This is a genomic window from Citrobacter sp. CK189, from assembly GCF_030333505.1.
GTDB classification, from domain to species: domain Bacteria; phylum Pseudomonadota; class Gammaproteobacteria; order Enterobacterales; family Enterobacteriaceae; genus Citrobacter_B; species Citrobacter_B koseri.
Window position 1 is genome coordinate 366420 of sequence record NZ_JAOWFV010000037.1, and the last position, 15727, is coordinate 382146.

General features: G+C 51.4%; 17 protein-coding genes. 4 read left to right on the top strand and 13 right to left on the bottom strand.

The window, feature by feature from the left end:
- Positions 1 to 33: 33 nt before the first annotated feature.
- From OGV83_RS09495 to dagR, 10 genes are all read right to left on the bottom strand, one after another.
- Positions 34 to 780 (bottom strand): fimbria/pilus periplasmic chaperone, encoded by a 747-nt coding sequence (locus OGV83_RS09495; protein WP_012135800.1) that lies wholly within the window; start codon positions 778 to 780, stop codon positions 34 to 36.
- Between the two features lie 52 nt (positions 781 to 832).
- A complete protein-coding gene (locus OGV83_RS09500) occupies positions 833 to 1390 on the bottom strand; it encodes a fimbrial protein (protein ID WP_114848127.1) in 558 nt (185 codons plus the stop codon).
- 901 nt (positions 1391 to 2291) lie between these two features.
- Complete coding sequence (gene nlpA, locus OGV83_RS09505; RefSeq protein ID WP_024131067.1) at positions 2292 to 3110, bottom strand: lipoprotein NlpA; 819 nt, start codon at positions 3108 to 3110, stop codon at positions 2292 to 2294.
- A gap of 160 nt (positions 3111 to 3270) precedes the next feature.
- The gene (gene dagF / locus OGV83_RS09510) at positions 3271 to 4014 is read right to left on the bottom strand and encodes a 2-dehydro-3-deoxy-phosphogluconate aldolase (RefSeq protein ID WP_286463499.1); all 744 of its coding nucleotides are present in this window, start codon (positions 4012 to 4014) and stop codon (positions 3271 to 3273) included.
- Complete coding sequence (gene dgaE / locus OGV83_RS09515) at positions 4001 to 5110, bottom strand: D-glucosaminate-6-phosphate ammonia lyase (RefSeq protein WP_200096897.1); 1110 nt, start codon at positions 5108 to 5110, stop codon at positions 4001 to 4003. Before dgaE ends, dagF begins: the two co-directional genes overlap by 14 nt.
- A gap of 3 nt (positions 5111 to 5113) precedes the next feature.
- The gene (locus OGV83_RS09520) at positions 5114 to 5974 is read right to left on the bottom strand and encodes a PTS system mannose/fructose/sorbose family transporter subunit IID (RefSeq protein ID WP_012135806.1); all 861 of its coding nucleotides are present in this window, start codon (positions 5972 to 5974) and stop codon (positions 5114 to 5116) included.
- Positions 5971 to 6720: a PTS mannose/fructose/sorbose/N-acetylgalactosamine transporter subunit IIC gene (locus tag OGV83_RS09525; protein WP_012135807.1), complete on the bottom strand. Its 750-nt coding sequence runs from the start codon at positions 6718 to 6720 to the stop codon at positions 5971 to 5973. The genes OGV83_RS09520 and OGV83_RS09525 overlap by 4 nt, the downstream gene beginning before the upstream one ends.
- Positions 6721 to 6743: 23 nt before the next feature.
- Positions 6744 to 7229 (bottom strand): PTS sugar transporter subunit IIB, encoded by a 486-nt coding sequence (locus tag OGV83_RS09530; protein WP_042323421.1) that lies wholly within the window; start codon positions 7227 to 7229, stop codon positions 6744 to 6746.
- Positions 7230 to 7240: 11 nt separating this feature from the next.
- A complete protein-coding gene (locus OGV83_RS09535) occupies positions 7241 to 7666 on the bottom strand; it encodes a PTS sugar transporter subunit IIA (RefSeq protein WP_024131069.1) in 426 nt (141 codons plus the stop codon).
- Positions 7667 to 7891: 225 nt separating this feature from the next.
- Positions 7892 to 10690, bottom strand: a complete 2799-nt coding sequence (gene dagR / locus OGV83_RS09540) for a transcriptional regulator DagR (protein WP_012135811.1) — start codon at positions 10688 to 10690, stop codon at positions 7892 to 7894.
- Between the two features lie 188 nt (positions 10691 to 10878).
- Here dagR and OGV83_RS09545 point away from each other — a divergent pair, with 188 nt between their 5' ends.
- On the top strand, positions 10879 to 11172 hold the full coding sequence (locus tag OGV83_RS09545; RefSeq protein ID WP_024131070.1) for a YicS family protein: 294 nt from the start codon (positions 10879 to 10881) through the stop codon (positions 11170 to 11172).
- A 39-nt stretch (positions 11173 to 11211) separates the two neighbouring features.
- Here OGV83_RS09545 and nepI read toward each other — a convergent pair whose 3' ends face one another.
- Positions 11212 to 12405, bottom strand: a complete 1194-nt coding sequence (nepI, locus tag OGV83_RS09550) for a purine ribonucleoside efflux pump NepI (RefSeq protein ID WP_024131071.1) — start codon at positions 12403 to 12405, stop codon at positions 11212 to 11214.
- 226 nt (positions 12406 to 12631) lie between these two features.
- On the opposite strand from nepI, the gene OGV83_RS09555 reads away from it, so the two are divergent.
- Both OGV83_RS09555 and OGV83_RS09560 read left to right on the top strand, forming a co-directional pair.
- Complete coding sequence (locus tag OGV83_RS09555) at positions 12632 to 12991, top strand: type II toxin-antitoxin system RelE/ParE family toxin (RefSeq protein WP_058668302.1); 360 nt, start codon at positions 12632 to 12634, stop codon at positions 12989 to 12991.
- Positions 12975 to 13298 (top strand): helix-turn-helix domain-containing protein, encoded by a 324-nt coding sequence (locus OGV83_RS09560; RefSeq protein ID WP_047460187.1) that lies wholly within the window; start codon positions 12975 to 12977, stop codon positions 13296 to 13298. The genes OGV83_RS09555 and OGV83_RS09560 overlap by 17 nt, the downstream gene beginning before the upstream one ends.
- A 60-nt stretch (positions 13299 to 13358) precedes the next feature.
- Here the strand turns inward: OGV83_RS09560 and OGV83_RS09565 are convergent, their stop codons facing one another.
- Together OGV83_RS09565 and OGV83_RS09570 are read right to left on the bottom strand one after the other, a co-directional pair.
- Positions 13359 to 13811 carry a DUF1198 domain-containing protein gene (locus OGV83_RS09565; RefSeq protein ID WP_012135814.1) on the bottom strand — a complete coding sequence of 151 codons (453 nt, stop codon included), beginning with the start codon at positions 13809 to 13811 and terminating at the stop codon, positions 13359 to 13361.
- Between the two features lie 11 nt (positions 13812 to 13822).
- Positions 13823 to 14578: an IclR family transcriptional regulator gene (locus OGV83_RS09570; protein ID WP_012135815.1), complete on the bottom strand. Its 756-nt coding sequence runs from the start codon at positions 14576 to 14578 to the stop codon at positions 13823 to 13825.
- Between the two features lie 243 nt (positions 14579 to 14821).
- Between OGV83_RS09570 and OGV83_RS09575 the strand changes: the two genes are divergently transcribed.
- The gene (locus OGV83_RS09575; protein WP_024131072.1) at positions 14822 to 15721 is read left to right on the top strand and encodes a dihydrodipicolinate synthase family protein; all 900 of its coding nucleotides are present in this window, start codon (positions 14822 to 14824) and stop codon (positions 15719 to 15721) included.
- The last annotated feature ends 6 nt before the right edge of the window (positions 15722 to 15727 follow it).

Here is a 15727-nt window from a genome sequence, read left to right on the forward strand (position 1 = left end):
ATGCGGGTTAATCTCAGAGGACAAGAAATAACGTTATGGGCTACTTTGTAATTTTTGCTCATTTGTTGTTTCTCCACCATAATCATTTATTACACTGTAAAAAACTGAAGCACCGCTCAATTGCGTCGATTTTTTATTAGCGAGCGGGAATACTATTTCGCTTTTCGGCTTCACCATACGTTGGGGGAAGTTTTCTACAGCAGCTAATACAGCTGACCCTGTTGTTCGACGAATCTCAACCTTGCTGAAAGTGATGTAATAGGGAGAGTCGTTTACTACTTTTATGTTGTTCCCTTGTTGGAATATTTTTAATTCTTTATAAGACTGTAATGGTGTTGGTTGCAGATTATCCGGGCGGTAGAATAATTTTATTCGGGTACGAAATGCCAGTTGCATATGCGTTTTGCCCGACGTTGAATCCTGTGCTTTTGGCGGAATTTCCAGCATGTTGAACCAAAACAAGGACTCCCTGTCCTGCGGCAATGACGGGTTCGTCGCCATGATTCGCACAGCTTGCCCCTTCGCCGGATCAATACGAACAACGGGAGGAGCAATGAGGAACGGAACCGTGATCTCCCCAGGCTTTGCATTTGGGTTACCATCATCCATCCATATTTGTAAAAGATAAGGATTATTCCCCCGGTTTTTTAACTGTACCGTTGATTCCTTGTCTTTTGCATTAAATACAATGCGTGTTCCGTTAATCACAACGTCAGCCATAGCATTCAGTGAGAACGCCGAAAATAACAATACCAGCCCGGAAGATAATATCTTTAACATCTCATCACCTCATAATCAGGAGTAAAGGACGCCGCCTTTACTCCTGTCTTTATTACTCGTAAACCATGGTGTAATCGACCTGAGTCGTTACAGAACCCGCAGTAGATGCGCCAGTAGCATAATATTGCGCAAAGTAATTCAGCGTACCGTTTCCAGAAGAGATATCGACAGGGATATCATTCTGGCCATTCGCTACTGAAGCCCCTGCAACAATGGCGTCACGATCGGCGTTTAATAATTGAACCTGCACGTTAGTCGCTGCATCTGCCGCTGCTGAATCAATGTTCAGACGACCGGTTGTGCTATCAACATAAGCGCCAGGTTCGAAGTAGGTGCTGGCGGTATTTAAAGATGTTCCTGAGCAGTTACTCAGCGAGATAGTGAACGGCGTAGCACCTGCCGTTGCGCCTGCTGCGCCGAGCGTAGTAGCCGAAACGGTTGGCAGCGTTACCGTTGCATCATTACTGCCACCGTCGACAGAAATAGTACAAGTTGTATCAGTAATTTGTCCGTTAATTGTAATAGTTCCATCCACCGCAAATGCTGAAGCAGTAAATGCTGAAGTGATAACCATTGCTAACGCGGATAACGCATAATTATATTTACGCATAATAAATTCCCCTGGTGTTGTTGATATAAATGAACGACGTATTGAATGTGTTATTAAGGCAAAACAAACCTCACCCCATTATCAAAAATGAGTACTGAATAACACCTTCCGGTTCCATTGACATAATATACGCAAAACTTTCATCCGCAATATTAGGATTTTTCAACCAAAAGAAATCAAATCCAAATGCTTACAGGAAAATAAAGTACCGCATAATATCTGCGCTATTCACCATGCAAAATATATCGATAACCAGGTTTTTATAAGACAGTATCAGTTAAAAAAAGATAAAATTTTATAAATCAAATAAATTGATCCAGATCACTGCACAACCCAAAACAGTCGAAATTTAAACATATAAAAAACACAATAAAAACCAAATATCAAACAAACAAAAACAAAACGATCACATTTATTGCTGCATTATTAGCCAGAAAACACCACTTTTAGAATTACGAGAATAATCCTGACAATACGACTAAAGTATTTTATATAATTTATTAATAATTAATGAGTTATTACAAACAAATCATTTTTTTAATTTTTTGCAAGAATAATCCTATTTAGATTCTAAACGTAACTATTGTTAAGCTAAGGTTACAATACATACCATTTCCAGGAATTTTACCGGAACGATCTTTTCTTTTAATCACCTACTATTTCTCAGTATAAAAATCTAAAGATTGCTTACCACAACCTTACAAAAAAGGACAATCCACTATTAGAATCGGCTTTTTTGAGCACAAAAAAGAATGGAAGGGGAAAGTTTGTTGAAAACTCCGAACGGGGAAAAAAGAAGAGAAATTTCGCTATTGTCGTTAAGCGGGAAATACCATGCTGCATGTTATCGCCAGAAAAGAGTCTCTGGCGATAAAGTTCATTTAACTTAAAGCGTTACCGATCACCACCCCGGCACCGCGCCACCGTTAAAGATAGTCTCTGCGGCTTTCGCAACTTCCGGCGATTGATAAGACTGCAAAAACGCTTTCACATTTTCAGCATCTTTGTTGTCTTCCCGCGCCACCAGTATGTTCACATACGGCGAGTTTTTATCTTCGATAAAGACGCTGTCATGCACCGGCGAAAGTCCGGTTTGCTGGATGTAGGTGGTGCTAATGATCGCCACATCCACTTTCGCATCGTCCAGGACGCGCGGCAGCTGTGCGCCTTCCAGCTCCATAATATTCAGATGACGTGGGTTGTCGGTGATATCCAGCGCCGTTGGTAACAGACCCTTCCCCTCTTTCAGGGTAATCAACTTCTCTTTTTGCAGCAGCAGGAGCGCACGCCCGAGGTTGGTCGGATCGTTAGGAATGGCGATCGTCGCCCCGTCTTTCAGTTGATCAACCGTTTTAATTTTTTTCGAGTAGCCCGCCATCGGGAAAACAAAGGTGTTGCCTACCGCTACCAGCGTGTAGTTATGGGCTTTGTTATCTTGTTCGAGGAACGGTCGATGCTGGAACACGTTGGCGTCCAGTTCGCCGTGATTGGTCGCATCGTTAGGCAGCAATGAACCGCTGAATCCTACCAGTTCCACATCAAGACCGTACTTCTCTTTGGCGACTTTCTTCGCGACTTCCGCCACATCCTGCTCGGCGCCGTTAATCACGCCGACTTTGATGTGTTTCGCGTCGCTGCTTTGCTGATCGCACCCCGCCAGCAATATGCCCGCCAACAGTACCGCCGCCCCTGCCCGTAAATGAGGTATCGTCAATTTCACGTTTTTATCCTTATTAAATAACCATCTGATGGGTAATGAAATGACTATAGCGGGAAGGCCGCTGCGGTTTAAAAAACGAAAAGGCATCAGCAAGAAGAAAAAGGCATATACAAAAAGCCCGGTGGCGCGAACGCTTGCCGGGCCTACGTAAACTACGCCATCAAACCAGCGCTTTCACGATCTCCATTAACCTGACGATATCTTCAGGCCGGGTGTTTCCGGTTTGCGGATCGATAATCGAGCTGTAAACATGCGGCATCACGCGCGGCACGCCCGCCTCCAGGCAGGTTTGCAAAATAACGCCGAAATTTTCCAGGGAAATGCCGCCGGTCGGTTCGATCAGCGTCATCCCGTTGCGGGCTGCGCTGGTTGCCAGCACATACAGCTCCGGTAACGACGTCTCACCGCCCATCGGAAAAAACTTCGCCGCCTGCGCCCCCATATCCTGCATCAAGCGTACCGCTGCATCGCAGGAAACGCGGGCCGGCGTCCCCTGGCTGCTGCGAACGCCAGTAGAGATAAGCACCTCGCCCGGCGTGCCCGTTGGGCTGACCAGCGCGTTGATATGCGTTTTTTCGCCGCCCGTTGCCGCCAGCGCGCCAGCGGCAAAACCACATCCGGTAAAGGTCTGGTTGACGTGCGCCGGGTGTACCTTTGCAGCAATCATCGCCGCCTTATAGTATTGCGCCGGATCGCCCGCTCCCAGCCCTACGGAGATGCACGGCACCTCCGCCATCCAGCGTTTTACCTCCTGAACACCGTCCTCCACTGAGGCAAACTGTGCGGAGAGGACGCCGATCGCCGCATGGCCTTCGGCAGCATCATAGATTTCCCTGGCATTGGCGATATCTTTCGCCAGTACGTTAATCGCCACACGATTACGATAAAAATTAATCTGCTGCATGGTCGGCAATCTCCTTCAGTCGCGCCACGATTAACGCCATTTCCCCTTCTGCGACCGTTCGCGGGTCGAGGCTGAAAACGCCCTGGTGGAGGTTATAGCGGCGGGCATAAATGGCGATATCGCCGCCGCGCAGCTGAGCTTCGACTTCGCGGGCATCCAGCCCCAGTTCACGGGCATTCACCCGAATACGAATACGCCAGATCGCGCGCCCGGCCTCATCCTGCTCGATATCCGCACTCAACCCACGAATCGCTGAAATGGCGTCGGCTACCGGCTGAAGCTGTTCGGCGGTGACTACCGTCTGCCCCTGGTGATAATTCTCCAGCGCATACACCAGCCCGACCATATTCTCCTTACCGATCTTCATCGCTCTGGCGATGCCGTGATGCTGCGCTTTGCAGGCGGCGATCCACGTTCTCTTGCCGGTGATAAATCCAGAGGTTGGCGCATTGAAGGCTTTCGCGCCGCTGTAGACAACCATATCCGCGCCGCTCGCCACCCAGACGTGCAAATCCTCCTCGGCAGCGGCATCAACAATTAACGGCAGGTTGTGAATCTGCGCCACCTGGACGAAGTCTTCAATGCCCAACATCCCCTTCTGCACGCAGTGATGTGATTTCACATACAGCAGGGCGGCGGTGTCATCGGTAATCGCACTCTCCAGTTGCCAGCGCGCGGCCAGGTTGCTCGACCCTACTTCCACTACGCGTCCGCCTCCCAGACGGATCGCGCTGGTGATCGGCGCGCCGTAATCCACATTATGCCCACGCAGCATCACCACTTCATTGGCCATACCGGTACTGTCCGGCATTAGTGTCACCCTGAACGGGTCGCCACGGGTAATGGCGGCGGCAACGGCAATCGCAATTCCCGCCGAGGCGCATGAGGTGACATAACTGTCTTCAGCGCCGGTATAGCGGGAGACGCGCTCACCGGTTTTTTCCACCAGCTTGTCGATCTCAACAAAAGCGGAGGCCGCACGCGCCGTGGCGTGCATCACCTCCGGCGCGACGCTGGAGACGCCAAGAATCGTCATCTTGCCGCAGGCGTTAATCACCTGCTTCAGCCCCAGTTGTTGATAGATATTCTGTGTCATGGCTTACAACACTCCCAGCAGCGAGCAGACCACGCTAAGCGCCACAATCGACAGCAGAATGGTGGTATAACGCGGCCCTTTCTTCACCAGAAAGATATAGATGGCAAATACTGCCGCCAGCGGCAGCAGGCCAGGCGCAATCGAATCGAGGATCTGCTGAACCACCACTTCAGAACCTTTCAGGGCGCTGATTTTCAGCGGGGTGGTGATCTTGACGTAGCTCGCCGACAGCGCCCCCATCATGATCAGCCCCAGCACGTTAGCGCCGTAGATCAGTTCCTTGATTCGCCCCCCTTGCAACAGCCCGACGATGGAATCACGCCCCAGCGTATAGCCTTTGTGAATCAGGCCGTAGCTGATCGCCAGCGTAATGGCCGGATAGAGAATCAGCGGCGCAATACCCCCGAATGCGCTGCCATTGGCGGCGAACGGAATAAAAATCGCAATCAACAGCGGCATCACCGCCGCCCAGACGATGGAATCGCCCATCCCGGCCAGCGGCCCCATCAGGCCGGTTTTAATCCCGGTAATGGAGGCGTCGCTGATCGGTTCGCCACGCGTTTTCTGCTCTTCCATAGCGATGGAGATGCCCTGGATCACCGCGCCAAAGGTCTGTTCTGAGTTAAAGAAGTTCAGATGGCGCTTCAGCGCTTCCACCTGTTCCTCTTTTTGCGGGTAGAGTTTTTTGATGATCGGTGTCATCGAGGCGCAGAAAATCAGGCTCTGTAAACGTTCATAGGAGTTAGAAACCTCCGCGCCCAGCCAGTAGATAAACCACGCCCTGGTGATGTCCGCTTTGGTCAGCGCTCCGGTTTCCCGCGCACGCTCAACCAGTTCATGTTGCATTACGTCGCTGCTCATCATGCTGCTCCTTCATTTTTCGCCAGGCCTTTAATCAGGAAGGCCACACAGGTGCCGAAGATTGCCATCGCCATGATGTCGACCTTGAGGTACAGCACCGCGAAGAATCCACCGATAAACCACGGCAGCAGACTCTTTTTGCCGATCACCATAATGGTGATGGCGAAGCCCAGCGCCGGGAGGATCCCGCCCATGATTTCAAAGGAGTGGGTCAGCCAGTGCGGCATCAGCTTGAGGAAGCTTTCTACTACGTTCTGGCCGAAATAGTTGGCGGCGAACACCACCGGGAAACGCAGCGCCAGACCGAGTAACGCCGGGTAAAGGAAAGCGCAGCGCATAATGCCCGCCATGTTTGCCGTTTCCGCGTGTTTGTCGGCCATATGTACCCAGGCGGCGTTCAGCGTACGGCGTAGCTGGTCGAGGAATACGCCGATCACGCCAAACGGAATCGCCAGCGCAATCGCCAGGTTGGGGTCCATTCCGGCTTTAACCGCAATGGGGATCGAGATACAGGCCGCCAGCGCCGGATCTGACGGCACGTTGCCGCCCGGCGTCGAGGTCACGCCCAGATAGACGAGCTGCATACCCGCCCCGATGATCATCGCCGTCTGCATATTCCCGAGCAGCAGCCCCACAAAGACCGCGACAACCACCGGCTGAAGCAGCATGGCGGAGAAGGTGTAGCCAAGGCGTAATCGGGCAAACCAGTAATACAACCCCATCAGGCTTGCAAAGACTAAAGTATCCATAGTGTTATCCCATTATCAGAGGGTTAGAATTTTTTCAGGATATCGTCCAGCGACTGTGGTTTATCTTCCGGGATAGTCTGGAAGAACACCTGAATCCCACGACTTTTCAGGTCGTTAAGAATGCCAACGTCTTTTTCATCGAGCGTAATGTTCTGGAAAACCGCTTTGCGGTTTGGCCCGCCGCCTAAGCCCCCAACCTGAATGGTGGTGACATCAAATCCCTGCTGCACGGCCTGTTGAATGGCCGCCAGAGACGGGAACAACACCAGCACATTGCCGTCACCGAGTTGGTTTTCTTTCCACGATGCCGCAAAGCTCTGGTTGCTGTAGCAATCCACTTTGATGTTTGGCGGCGCGGCCATCAGGTAGATATTTTTCATAAACGGATCGGCGTCCAGTTCGTCACTGACCACGGCAATCCGGTTCGCCTGGGATTGTCCGACCCACTTCGTCACGACCTGCCCATGAATCAGACGGCTGTCGATGCGACATAACACGATGTTTGCCATAATGATTTTCCTTATTGTGATTGTTGTAATTGACGAACATGGGCGACGACATCCAGACAACTGCTGCGCCCGGCTTCCACCAGACCGCTCACGCAGGCGGTAAGCGGGCCGTGTTCGCGCCGATCCAGCGCCTCCAGCAGCAGCGAGGCGTTCAGCCCGGAAACCACCGCCACCGGATAATCCGCACTCAGTCGTGCCGCCACGTTGGAGGTCGTGCCGCCAACAAAATCGGTCAGAATAAGTGAGCCTTCCGGCATGGTTTTCACCACGGCTTCGACACGTTGATAAAACTCGCCCAGCGTATCCACGGGCATGAGCGCAATTTCTGTTACGCCTTTAATTTCCCCCATCACCATGCGAAGGCTGTTGCAGAGCTGTTGTCCCCAGCCGCCATGCGTCAGCAGCAGGATCTGGGGCAAGGATTCAGTGGTAGTCAAAATGGCCTCCTGGCTCGATTACATGAGACTGACAATGCCCGATAGCGCCATCCGGCACACATTGCCCGGTGGCGCTATGCTTACCGGGCCTACGAACCGGGCCTACGAATAGCAAACGCCATCCGGCAAAACTCATCAGAGGAAGAGCAAAGGCTGTGCCAGGATTTGTGTCACACGGGGGAGAAGAGAGGTCTGGCGAGGCGCTGCGCCTCGCCAGATAAGGGATCAGCTATAGAGTAATTCGTAGATATAAAAATATTCCGCGTCCGATAAACGGATGGCATAAGCCTCTTCAATCGGCAGGAAAGCCGATTTGATGACACTAAACGCGCGGGCATCCAGATCCGGTTTGTTTTCCAGCGCCATCTGTAACGGTTTTCGGTTAATCACGATACGCTCGACCATGCAGCAGCAGTGGATCAGGAAGCGCAGTGTCACCTGGCGGCTTGGTTTCAGCGAAAGCGTGGTGGTCAGATGGTTAAGCACCCCTTCCATTTCTTTCAGAATGCGCTGCGGGTTAAGCACTGAAATATGGTTGATGATGCTCTCCATCGTCAGCGCGCTGATAAAGCGCATTGCGCTGCGTTCCATTTCCAGACGGCGTTCAGCGCTGGTGAGGTCCGGCGTTAACAGGCTCAACACCAGTTCCGGCCCCTGCTCAGAGAACAATTCCTCCAGCGAAATGAATGGAATATCCGGCAGCCCCGGCTGGAAAGTGCCAACAATACCCGCCAGTCGTTCACTGGCATGCAGCGACTGCTGGACGCGCTCCAGGCTGCGAACATCGTTGTAATCGAGGATCACCATCCGCGTGTCCTGCGACATCAGCTCGCCAAAACTCTCCTCCAGCACCTTTTTGATTTTTTCCGCCGTGCCCATGCCGGTAATACAGGAGATAACCAGCACTTTGCCGCCGTTTTCCTGCTGTGGCGTACAAAGCTGGCAGGGGATGCTTTTACCCTGCATTAACGCCGCCAGCTGCGGCAGGTCGCTGGTTTCATAGCTTAAATCCAGCCCCACCTCCAGCAGGCTGGTCAGGGTTATATTTGGCATCAGCAGAACGTCAATCTGGAATAATTTGCTGATCGTACTGCCAAAATGTACCAGCGAGCCGATGTCCACCATCAGGATCAGCCGCTGATAACGTCGGGTCTGAATCATCTGGGTCAGAGTTTCCAGCGTGTCATGCACCGACTGCTCAAACGGCATATCGATAGCACTGAACAACTCGCGCTCCAGCACCCGATTCACATACTGTGCCATGCTTGTGGCCGTTGTTGCGCCGTGAGCAATCAGGATCACCCCGCAGTCCGGGCTGGCGTCGATACGCTGACGATAATGACGACACTCTTTGAGGAACAGACACAGCCAGACCACTTCCGTCGCCGGACACTGAATATGCAGCAATTCATTGATTTTTCGGCACAATAATGTGGCGTTATCGTACTCATCTTTGCAACGATCGAGGATCAGGCTGGAAGAATAAAGCTGCGGGATCAGGCCGCGCTGAACGTAGCCAATCAGCGCCAGAAAATGTTTACGCAGCGGATTTACCAGGTTCTCCGGCAGCGTAAACGTAAGCACCTGCTCCACGCAGCCAATAAGCAGCGTCACGCGTTCCTCAATCTGGTCGCCATAACGCGGCGGATGCGCAATATTGTCGCGACTGTAGAGGCCATATTCAAAAATCGAGCTGAGCTTATTTTTCAGGATCGCCAGCGTTTCCGCCGGAGGCACGTTACTGTTGCGCAGATTGACGTATTCGCGGGTCAGGAAGCTGTAAAAGAGATCGCTCTCTTCAATCTCGGCGCCCGTCGCCAGCGACGTTTTCAAGGCGGGCAACGTGCGCGCGTCAACGTTCAAGCGCTCTTTGCCATCAAACAGCGTGTCCACCAGCAGACGTTGCTCCGGCGTGGCGTTAAACGGCATTTCCGCCAGCCGTTTATCCAGTTGCAGCGTATCGTTATGCTCCGTCATCCCCGACGCCCACGCCTGAGCGCAGAGGAACTGGATATCACTCTTGAGCTGGCCGATGTTGCCTTCCAGCGGCTTATTCAGCAGCCAGAGCAGCAGCGTCTTGTCGATACTCACCGTGCGCTCAATTTTGCGACTTTCACGTTGCAAAAAGCCGACAATCAGCTCCACCTGTTCTTCGATTGAACGCTGGCGAATGCCCGGCAGATCGATACAGACCTGAATACGCCGCTGAAAAGTACGCAACAACGCCGAACTTACCGGTTCTGTCGTCGCGCAAATCAGGCGTACCGATATCGAACGCGCCTTGCTGCTTGCCCCCAGCGGACGGTATTCACCTTTATCGAGAATAGAGAACAGCTTTTCCTGCCCTTCATATGGCAGACGGTGTACCTCATCCAGCAACAGATAGCCGCCGTCCGCCTGCTCCACCAGGCCAGGTTTATTCTCGCTCGCTCCGGTAAACGCCCCCTGTCGATGACCAAACAGGTGCGAAGAGAGCAGTTCCGGGTTATGGGCATATTCCGCACAGTTAAAATAGACCAGCGGCGGCAGGGAGCCTGCGGCGTGCTCGCAGGCAAAACGGTGCATCAGTTCAGCAAAGAAGGTTTTACCAACGCCGGAAGGTCCGGTCAGCAACACATGCAACCCGTGGGGGTAAAGCACTGCGGCGCGGCCTTTTTCTACTGCATCGCGCAGGCTGCGATCGTAGCCAATCAGACCGGTAAAGGGATCGTCGATTGTGTGCCCTTCCTGACGCGGCAACAGATCGGCAATCGTACGTACTTCACGTTCGGCGTCATCCAGCTTACGCCCCAGCAGCGTTTCCAGCGCCTGACGGTGCAGGAAAAACACCGGGCGGCCCCGGCTTTTAATCGCCAGACCATCATTGCAGAGTTGATTGAGATCTTTACTGACCGAGTTGCGCGCCAGCCCGAGGTTAAAGCCAATGGCTTCCGCCGTAAATGCCGTCTCCTGCGCCAGATCGGCAAGATTCAGCCCGCGCGTCAGCCGTTCGAGTTCCCCCAGTATTACCTCAATCCGTCTCATCTCTTTACCGCTTAAGAAATAAATGATTGTTCAGAACATACACTATTCTGCTGCGCAAGAAAGTGAGAGAGCGGGGAGAATCCGCCTACAACTTACAGACGAGACGGTTTTTCGAAGTAATGCGGACCGCTGAGAGAGTCGTGTTCTGTCTATACTTATGCTTAAACTTTGAATACTGGATGATGACGATGAAACAAACCGCTCTGCTGCTCTTTACCGCCCTTCTCGCGCTGCCAGGCATTGCGTTGGCTAACTCGCCTTATAGCTCGCTTCAGACCGCTAACGAAAAAAGCACCGTCCTGAAAGAGCTACGCAAAATGTGTACGCCGCAGGCATCGCTGTCGGATGAGGCATGGGAAAAGATGATCATGTCGAATGAGAGTAATCAACAGCACATCCGCGAGGCCATTGTGGCGATAGAAAGGAACAACCAGAATAACTACTGGGAAGCGCTCGGCAAAGTCGAATGCCCGGATATGTAAAACATCATGGGTGACCGAATCGTCACCCCTTTTGATGTATTATCGCGTCGTTTGTATGCGAACTTTTACCGTCACCAGCAGCGCCGTCAGCAACATCAGGCTGCCGGAGAGCGCCAGCGGCGACAGCAGACCAAGGTTATCAAGCGCATAGCCGCCAACAGCCGCACCGCAGGTATTGGCAAGCTGGATCACTGCAACCTGAACGGACCCGGCTTTTTCCGCCTGATCGGCAAGCGTACGGGTGATCCACGTTGACCACCCTACCGGCACCAGCGCAAACGACAGCCCCCAGACAATCGCGATCCCTGCCGCCACCACTTTTTCGCTTCCCCACAACGTCAGCACCAGCGCGCTGACGGCCAGAACCAACGGCGCGCCTGCCAGCGCCAGTTTGACCGAGCGTTTAAGAATAAAAGAGGAGAGCGACGTTCCCACAAAACTGGCGATGCCAAAGCTCAGCAGCACCAGCGTCAGGCCATCGACATCAAAGCCCGCCAGATTCATATACACCGGGCGGATGTAGGTAAAGAACGCGAACTGTCCGGCAAAGGACATAAAGATGGCGATCATCCCCGCCATTACGCCGGGACGTTGCAACAGACTGAAGATATTTTGCTTTTGGTGAGACGGTTCGCCAGGCAGCGAAGGTAACGATTTCACTACCCAAATAACACACAGTACGCCCATCACCGCCGCCGCGTTAAAAACATGACGCCAGCCAATAATCCCACCTAAAAAACTGCCCAGCGGCGCGGCGATCACCAGCGCGATGGAGACCGCGCCAAAAATAACCGACAACGCTTTAGGCACGGTACGCGGCGGCACCAGACGCATCGTCAACGAAGCCGACATCGCCCAGAATCCCCCCAACGCCAGCCCCAGGCAGGCACGCCCGGCCAACAGCAGCGTGAAGGAAGTTGCAAACGAGACCAGCAGACAGGAAAGCGTTAATAAAACGGCAAACAGGATCACCACATAGCGACGATCGGTCGCCTGAATAATTTGGGTGATAAACAGGCTGGCAAACATGGCGACAAACGCCGTTACCGTTACCGACTGCCCGGCGACGCCTTCAGAGATTCCGAGGTCCTGCGCCATCGGCGTCAGCAGGCTGACGGGCAAAAACTCAACGGTGATCAGGCAGGCAACACAGAACGCCACAGCGAAAACAGCCGACCAGTTTGGCCGGATAATCGTCTCAGCATGGGATTGTTCTTCGATTCTTGCACTCATTTCGTTACCTGCGTCTTTCTCTGCCAGAAAAGCCGTGCAGTGTAACATCTAAAGTGTGACGTATTTAACGTTTTAGCAACTTTCCTTTGTTGCAGGGAAATATGCTTACCCGATCGCATGATGAAAAATGCGCCATGATATTCGCGCGCCTTCGCATTCACAGTGGGAAGAAAAGGACATAGTATAGCACTAAGTGCTATACTTACGGTTACAGGATGTCAACCCGATGCGTGTATTTAAAACCAAATGGTTTGTCAGGGAAGCAAAGTCCCATGCAATCAAAGACGAAGAGTTATGTAAGGTTATTGCAGCAGCAATGCAGGGAAAAGTGGAGGATCTCGGTGGTGGGGTTTACAAAAAACGCCTCAATCAGAATCGCGATCGCGCGATCATCCTCGCAAAAGGCGGTATACATTGGTTTTATACATTTTTATATGCCAAACAGGATATGGCAAACATCGACAACGGTGAATTAGCCGGGTTCCGCGAGTTAGCAAAGCATTATGCTGGTCTCGCTGAAGATAAAATGACGGCATTGATTAAAAGTAAAGAATTGGTGGAGATTTGCCATGACTGCAAAAAATAAATTCAAAAGCCCTGCTTTTGAAGCTATTCACAGCGCAGCTTCTGGATTATTCAGCGTTGATGCCATTCCCCAGGAAACGATGCGCAACTTTGACAAAGCATGCCTCAGTAGCGTGGAGGATCTTCAGCCGCTTGAAATCAAAGCACTACGCGAGAAGCTGAACGTCAGCCAGCCCGTTTTCGCGCGCTATCTGAATACCAGCGTTTCTACAGTGCAAAAATGGGAGAGCGGCGCAAAGCGCCCCGGCGGTATAGCATTGAAGCTTCTTACCATTGTGCAAAAGCACGGACTAAAAGTGCTGGCCTGATGAGTCTCGCTGATAAGCAATTAACACCATTCGTTATATGCAAAATGGCACATACCGTTCTCAATGCAACCAGTGCACGCCATCTTCAGGTTGAAAAAGGGCGTTGTAGCGTATCTGGAAGGCGTTAATCTCTTGCATATCCGGTTCTATTTCGCGCAGAAACCCCAGCGCCAGGCGTACCTGCGCGTCAGTAATTGGCGCGGCCAGACGCGTTTTTTGCAGCTGACGATACCACTGTTGCAGGTTCTGATCGCTGCCATCCACAATCACGATCTGCCAGATCAGCAATATCTGGGCGGCATTTTGCAGATGTGATTCATCAGGACGATGCAGGTACTGTAAAAACGCCTCTCCAGGCGCTTTACCCATCTGGTCGATCATTGATTCCACCGGCACCACGCTGATGCCCAGACGCTCGCTTAACCGACGAATCGCACGCCGGGCCCCCGAGGTGAGCACCCTGAAGCCAACAATAAACACCACGACCAGCGTGGCCAGCATAATCCAAATCATAACCTGCCCTGTTAAACCAACTTTGCAGAAAGCGCCTGACAGGCTTCACGAACCCACTGAGAATATTGTGGAATGCACTCTTTTGGCATTTGCAATTCAACACCGCTGATACTGATCGCAGCAATCACCTCATGATTACGATTAAACACCGGCGCAGCGATACAATAAATACCTGGGGAATCTTCCGCGTTATCAAAGACCCATCCTTGCTCACGGATTCTGGCAAACTCCTTTAGCAAGGCTTTCTTACTGGTGATGGTGGTCTCAGTGTATTGCGGTAACTGCTCATCCGGCAAAAGTTCGTCCATTTTGTCCTGCGGTAACCAGGCACAAAGCGCTTTCCCCACGCCGGAACTGTGCATCGGCAGCTTTTTACCGACCCAGGTACGAATACCGATTGGCTGAGTGTTCTCAAGCTTCATCAGGTAAATGGGCGCGACTTCATCCAGGATACCCAGATGGCAGGTCAGATCAGTTTGCTCACGCAATTTCTCCAGAACAGGCAGAGCAACGTTGCGGATATCAAATTGCTCCAGCGAACGATTACCCCATTCGTACAATTTCAGGCCCAGGAAAAAGCGCCCCTTTTCCAGACGCAAAAGGTGATGTTCGACCAATGCGTTTAACAATGATGACGTGCTGCTTTTAGGTAATGCTAAATCTTGTTGGATCTGGCTGAACGTCGCCCCTGGTGTATTGAAGAGGTAATTACAGATTTTTACCGTCTTATCCAGTGCGGGAACAGAGGTCGTAATATCCTGGCTCATACGAAATTAATCTTTTCTATTCATAGACTCCTCTCAGTATACCGCAATCACTTTCCTCAGGAATGCGGCTTTTTTGCGCATAGAGGAAGCACAGGCAATTCCTGAAATGTTAACCGCCTAAATCAGATCGCTATCACAATTGTTCATTTGTTCTGCAAAAATCATTGACGAATGATTTGGATATTTGCTGTACTAATTTCAATATACAGAACATTAGTTCCATATACTGAACAAGAGGTAGCAATGTCGAACGTATTTAAAGGTATCTTTCCGCCAGTCCCAACCATTGTTGACAATCATGGCGAATTAGATCGCGCCGGAATGGCCACCATGATTGACCATGTCATTAACAACAGGGCTGACGGAATGCTGATTCTGGGCAGCGGCGGTGAGTTTTCACATTTTTCCACTGAGCAGAGAAAACAGATCGCCGAATTCAGTCTGCAATATGTTGCAGGAAGAGTACCGGTGTTAATTGGTATTGCCTGCGCCAGCACCGCAGAAACCATCCAGTTAGGTGAACACGCACAAAACGCAGGCGCTACGGGCGTACTGGTGGTGAATCCTTACTATGCGAAACTCAGTGATGACGCGCGTTTTACGCATTACAAACGCATTGCCGAAGCACTCAGTATACCTGTCTTTTTGTATAACTTCCCTGAGTTAACTGGCCAGGATATCGGTCTGGACGTGATCACCCGACTCGCCCGTGAAGTGCCTAATATTGTAGGAATTAAAGACACCATTGATAACATCAGCCACACCCGGGAAATTATTAATCGCGTCCACCCATTCCGCCCGGAGTTTATTGTCTTTAGCGGTTATGACGAATATTTGCTTGATACGCTATTGTTGGGCGGTCACGGTGGAATCCCTGCAACATTTAACTTTGCCCCACACATTACCAGAGGCATATATCAGGCATTTATTCGTGAAGACCTCACTACGGCTAAAGCACTACAGCAGCAACTGGCAACGCTTTCTCCTCTGTATGCATTAGAACAGCCTTTTTTTGGCGTTATCAAGACAGCTATCAAATTAACTGGAGTGGATATTTCAACTGCCGTAGTTCCACCAGCCTTACCACTCAATGAGGAAAAAACAGCCCTTGTTCGAAATATTCTGGCCCGTATTACTCTGTAAATCAGC

Bases quoted from the DNA above. Each gene is read 5' to 3' on its own strand.
- OGV83_RS09495 (WP_012135800.1), bottom strand. From the start codon at position 780: ATGTTAAAGATATTATCTTCCGGGCTGGTATTGTTATTTTCGGCGTTC.
- OGV83_RS09500 (WP_114848127.1), bottom strand. From the start codon at position 1,390: ATGCGTAAATATAATTATGCGTTATCCGCGTTAGCAATGGTTATCACT.
- dagF (WP_286463499.1), bottom strand. From the start codon at position 4,014: ATGCAGCAGATTAATTTTTATCGTAATCGTGTGGCGATTAACGTACTG.
- dgaE (WP_200096897.1), bottom strand. From the start codon at position 5,110: ATGACACAGAATATCTATCAACAACTGGGGCTGAAGCAGGTGATTAAC.
- OGV83_RS09520 (WP_012135806.1), bottom strand. From the start codon at position 5,974: ATGATGAGCAGCGACGTAATGCAACATGAACTGGTTGAGCGTGCGCGG.
- OGV83_RS09525 (WP_012135807.1), bottom strand. From the start codon at position 6,720: ATGGATACTTTAGTCTTTGCAAGCCTGATGGGGTTGTATTACTGGTTT.
- OGV83_RS09530 (WP_042323421.1), bottom strand. From the start codon at position 7,229: ATGGCAAACATCGTGTTATGTCGCATCGACAGCCGTCTGATTCATGGG.
- dagR (WP_012135811.1), bottom strand. From the start codon at position 10,690: ATGAGACGGATTGAGGTAATACTGGGGGAACTCGAACGGCTGACGCGC.
- OGV83_RS09545 (WP_024131070.1), top strand. From the start codon at position 10,879: ATGAAACAAACCGCTCTGCTGCTCTTTACCGCCCTTCTCGCGCTGCCA.
- nepI (WP_024131071.1), bottom strand. From the start codon at position 12,405: ATGAGTGCAAGAATCGAAGAACAATCCCATGCTGAGACGATTATCCGG.
- OGV83_RS09555 (WP_058668302.1), top strand. From the start codon at position 12,632: ATGCGTGTATTTAAAACCAAATGGTTTGTCAGGGAAGCAAAGTCCCAT.
- OGV83_RS09560 (WP_047460187.1), top strand. From the start codon at position 12,975: ATGACTGCAAAAAATAAATTCAAAAGCCCTGCTTTTGAAGCTATTCAC.
- OGV83_RS09565 (WP_012135814.1), bottom strand. From the start codon at position 13,811: ATGATTTGGATTATGCTGGCCACGCTGGTCGTGGTGTTTATTGTTGGC.
- OGV83_RS09570 (WP_012135815.1), bottom strand. From the start codon at position 14,578: ATGAGCCAGGATATTACGACCTCTGTTCCCGCACTGGATAAGACGGTA.
- OGV83_RS09575 (WP_024131072.1), top strand. From the start codon at position 14,822: ATGTCGAACGTATTTAAAGGTATCTTTCCGCCAGTCCCAACCATTGTT.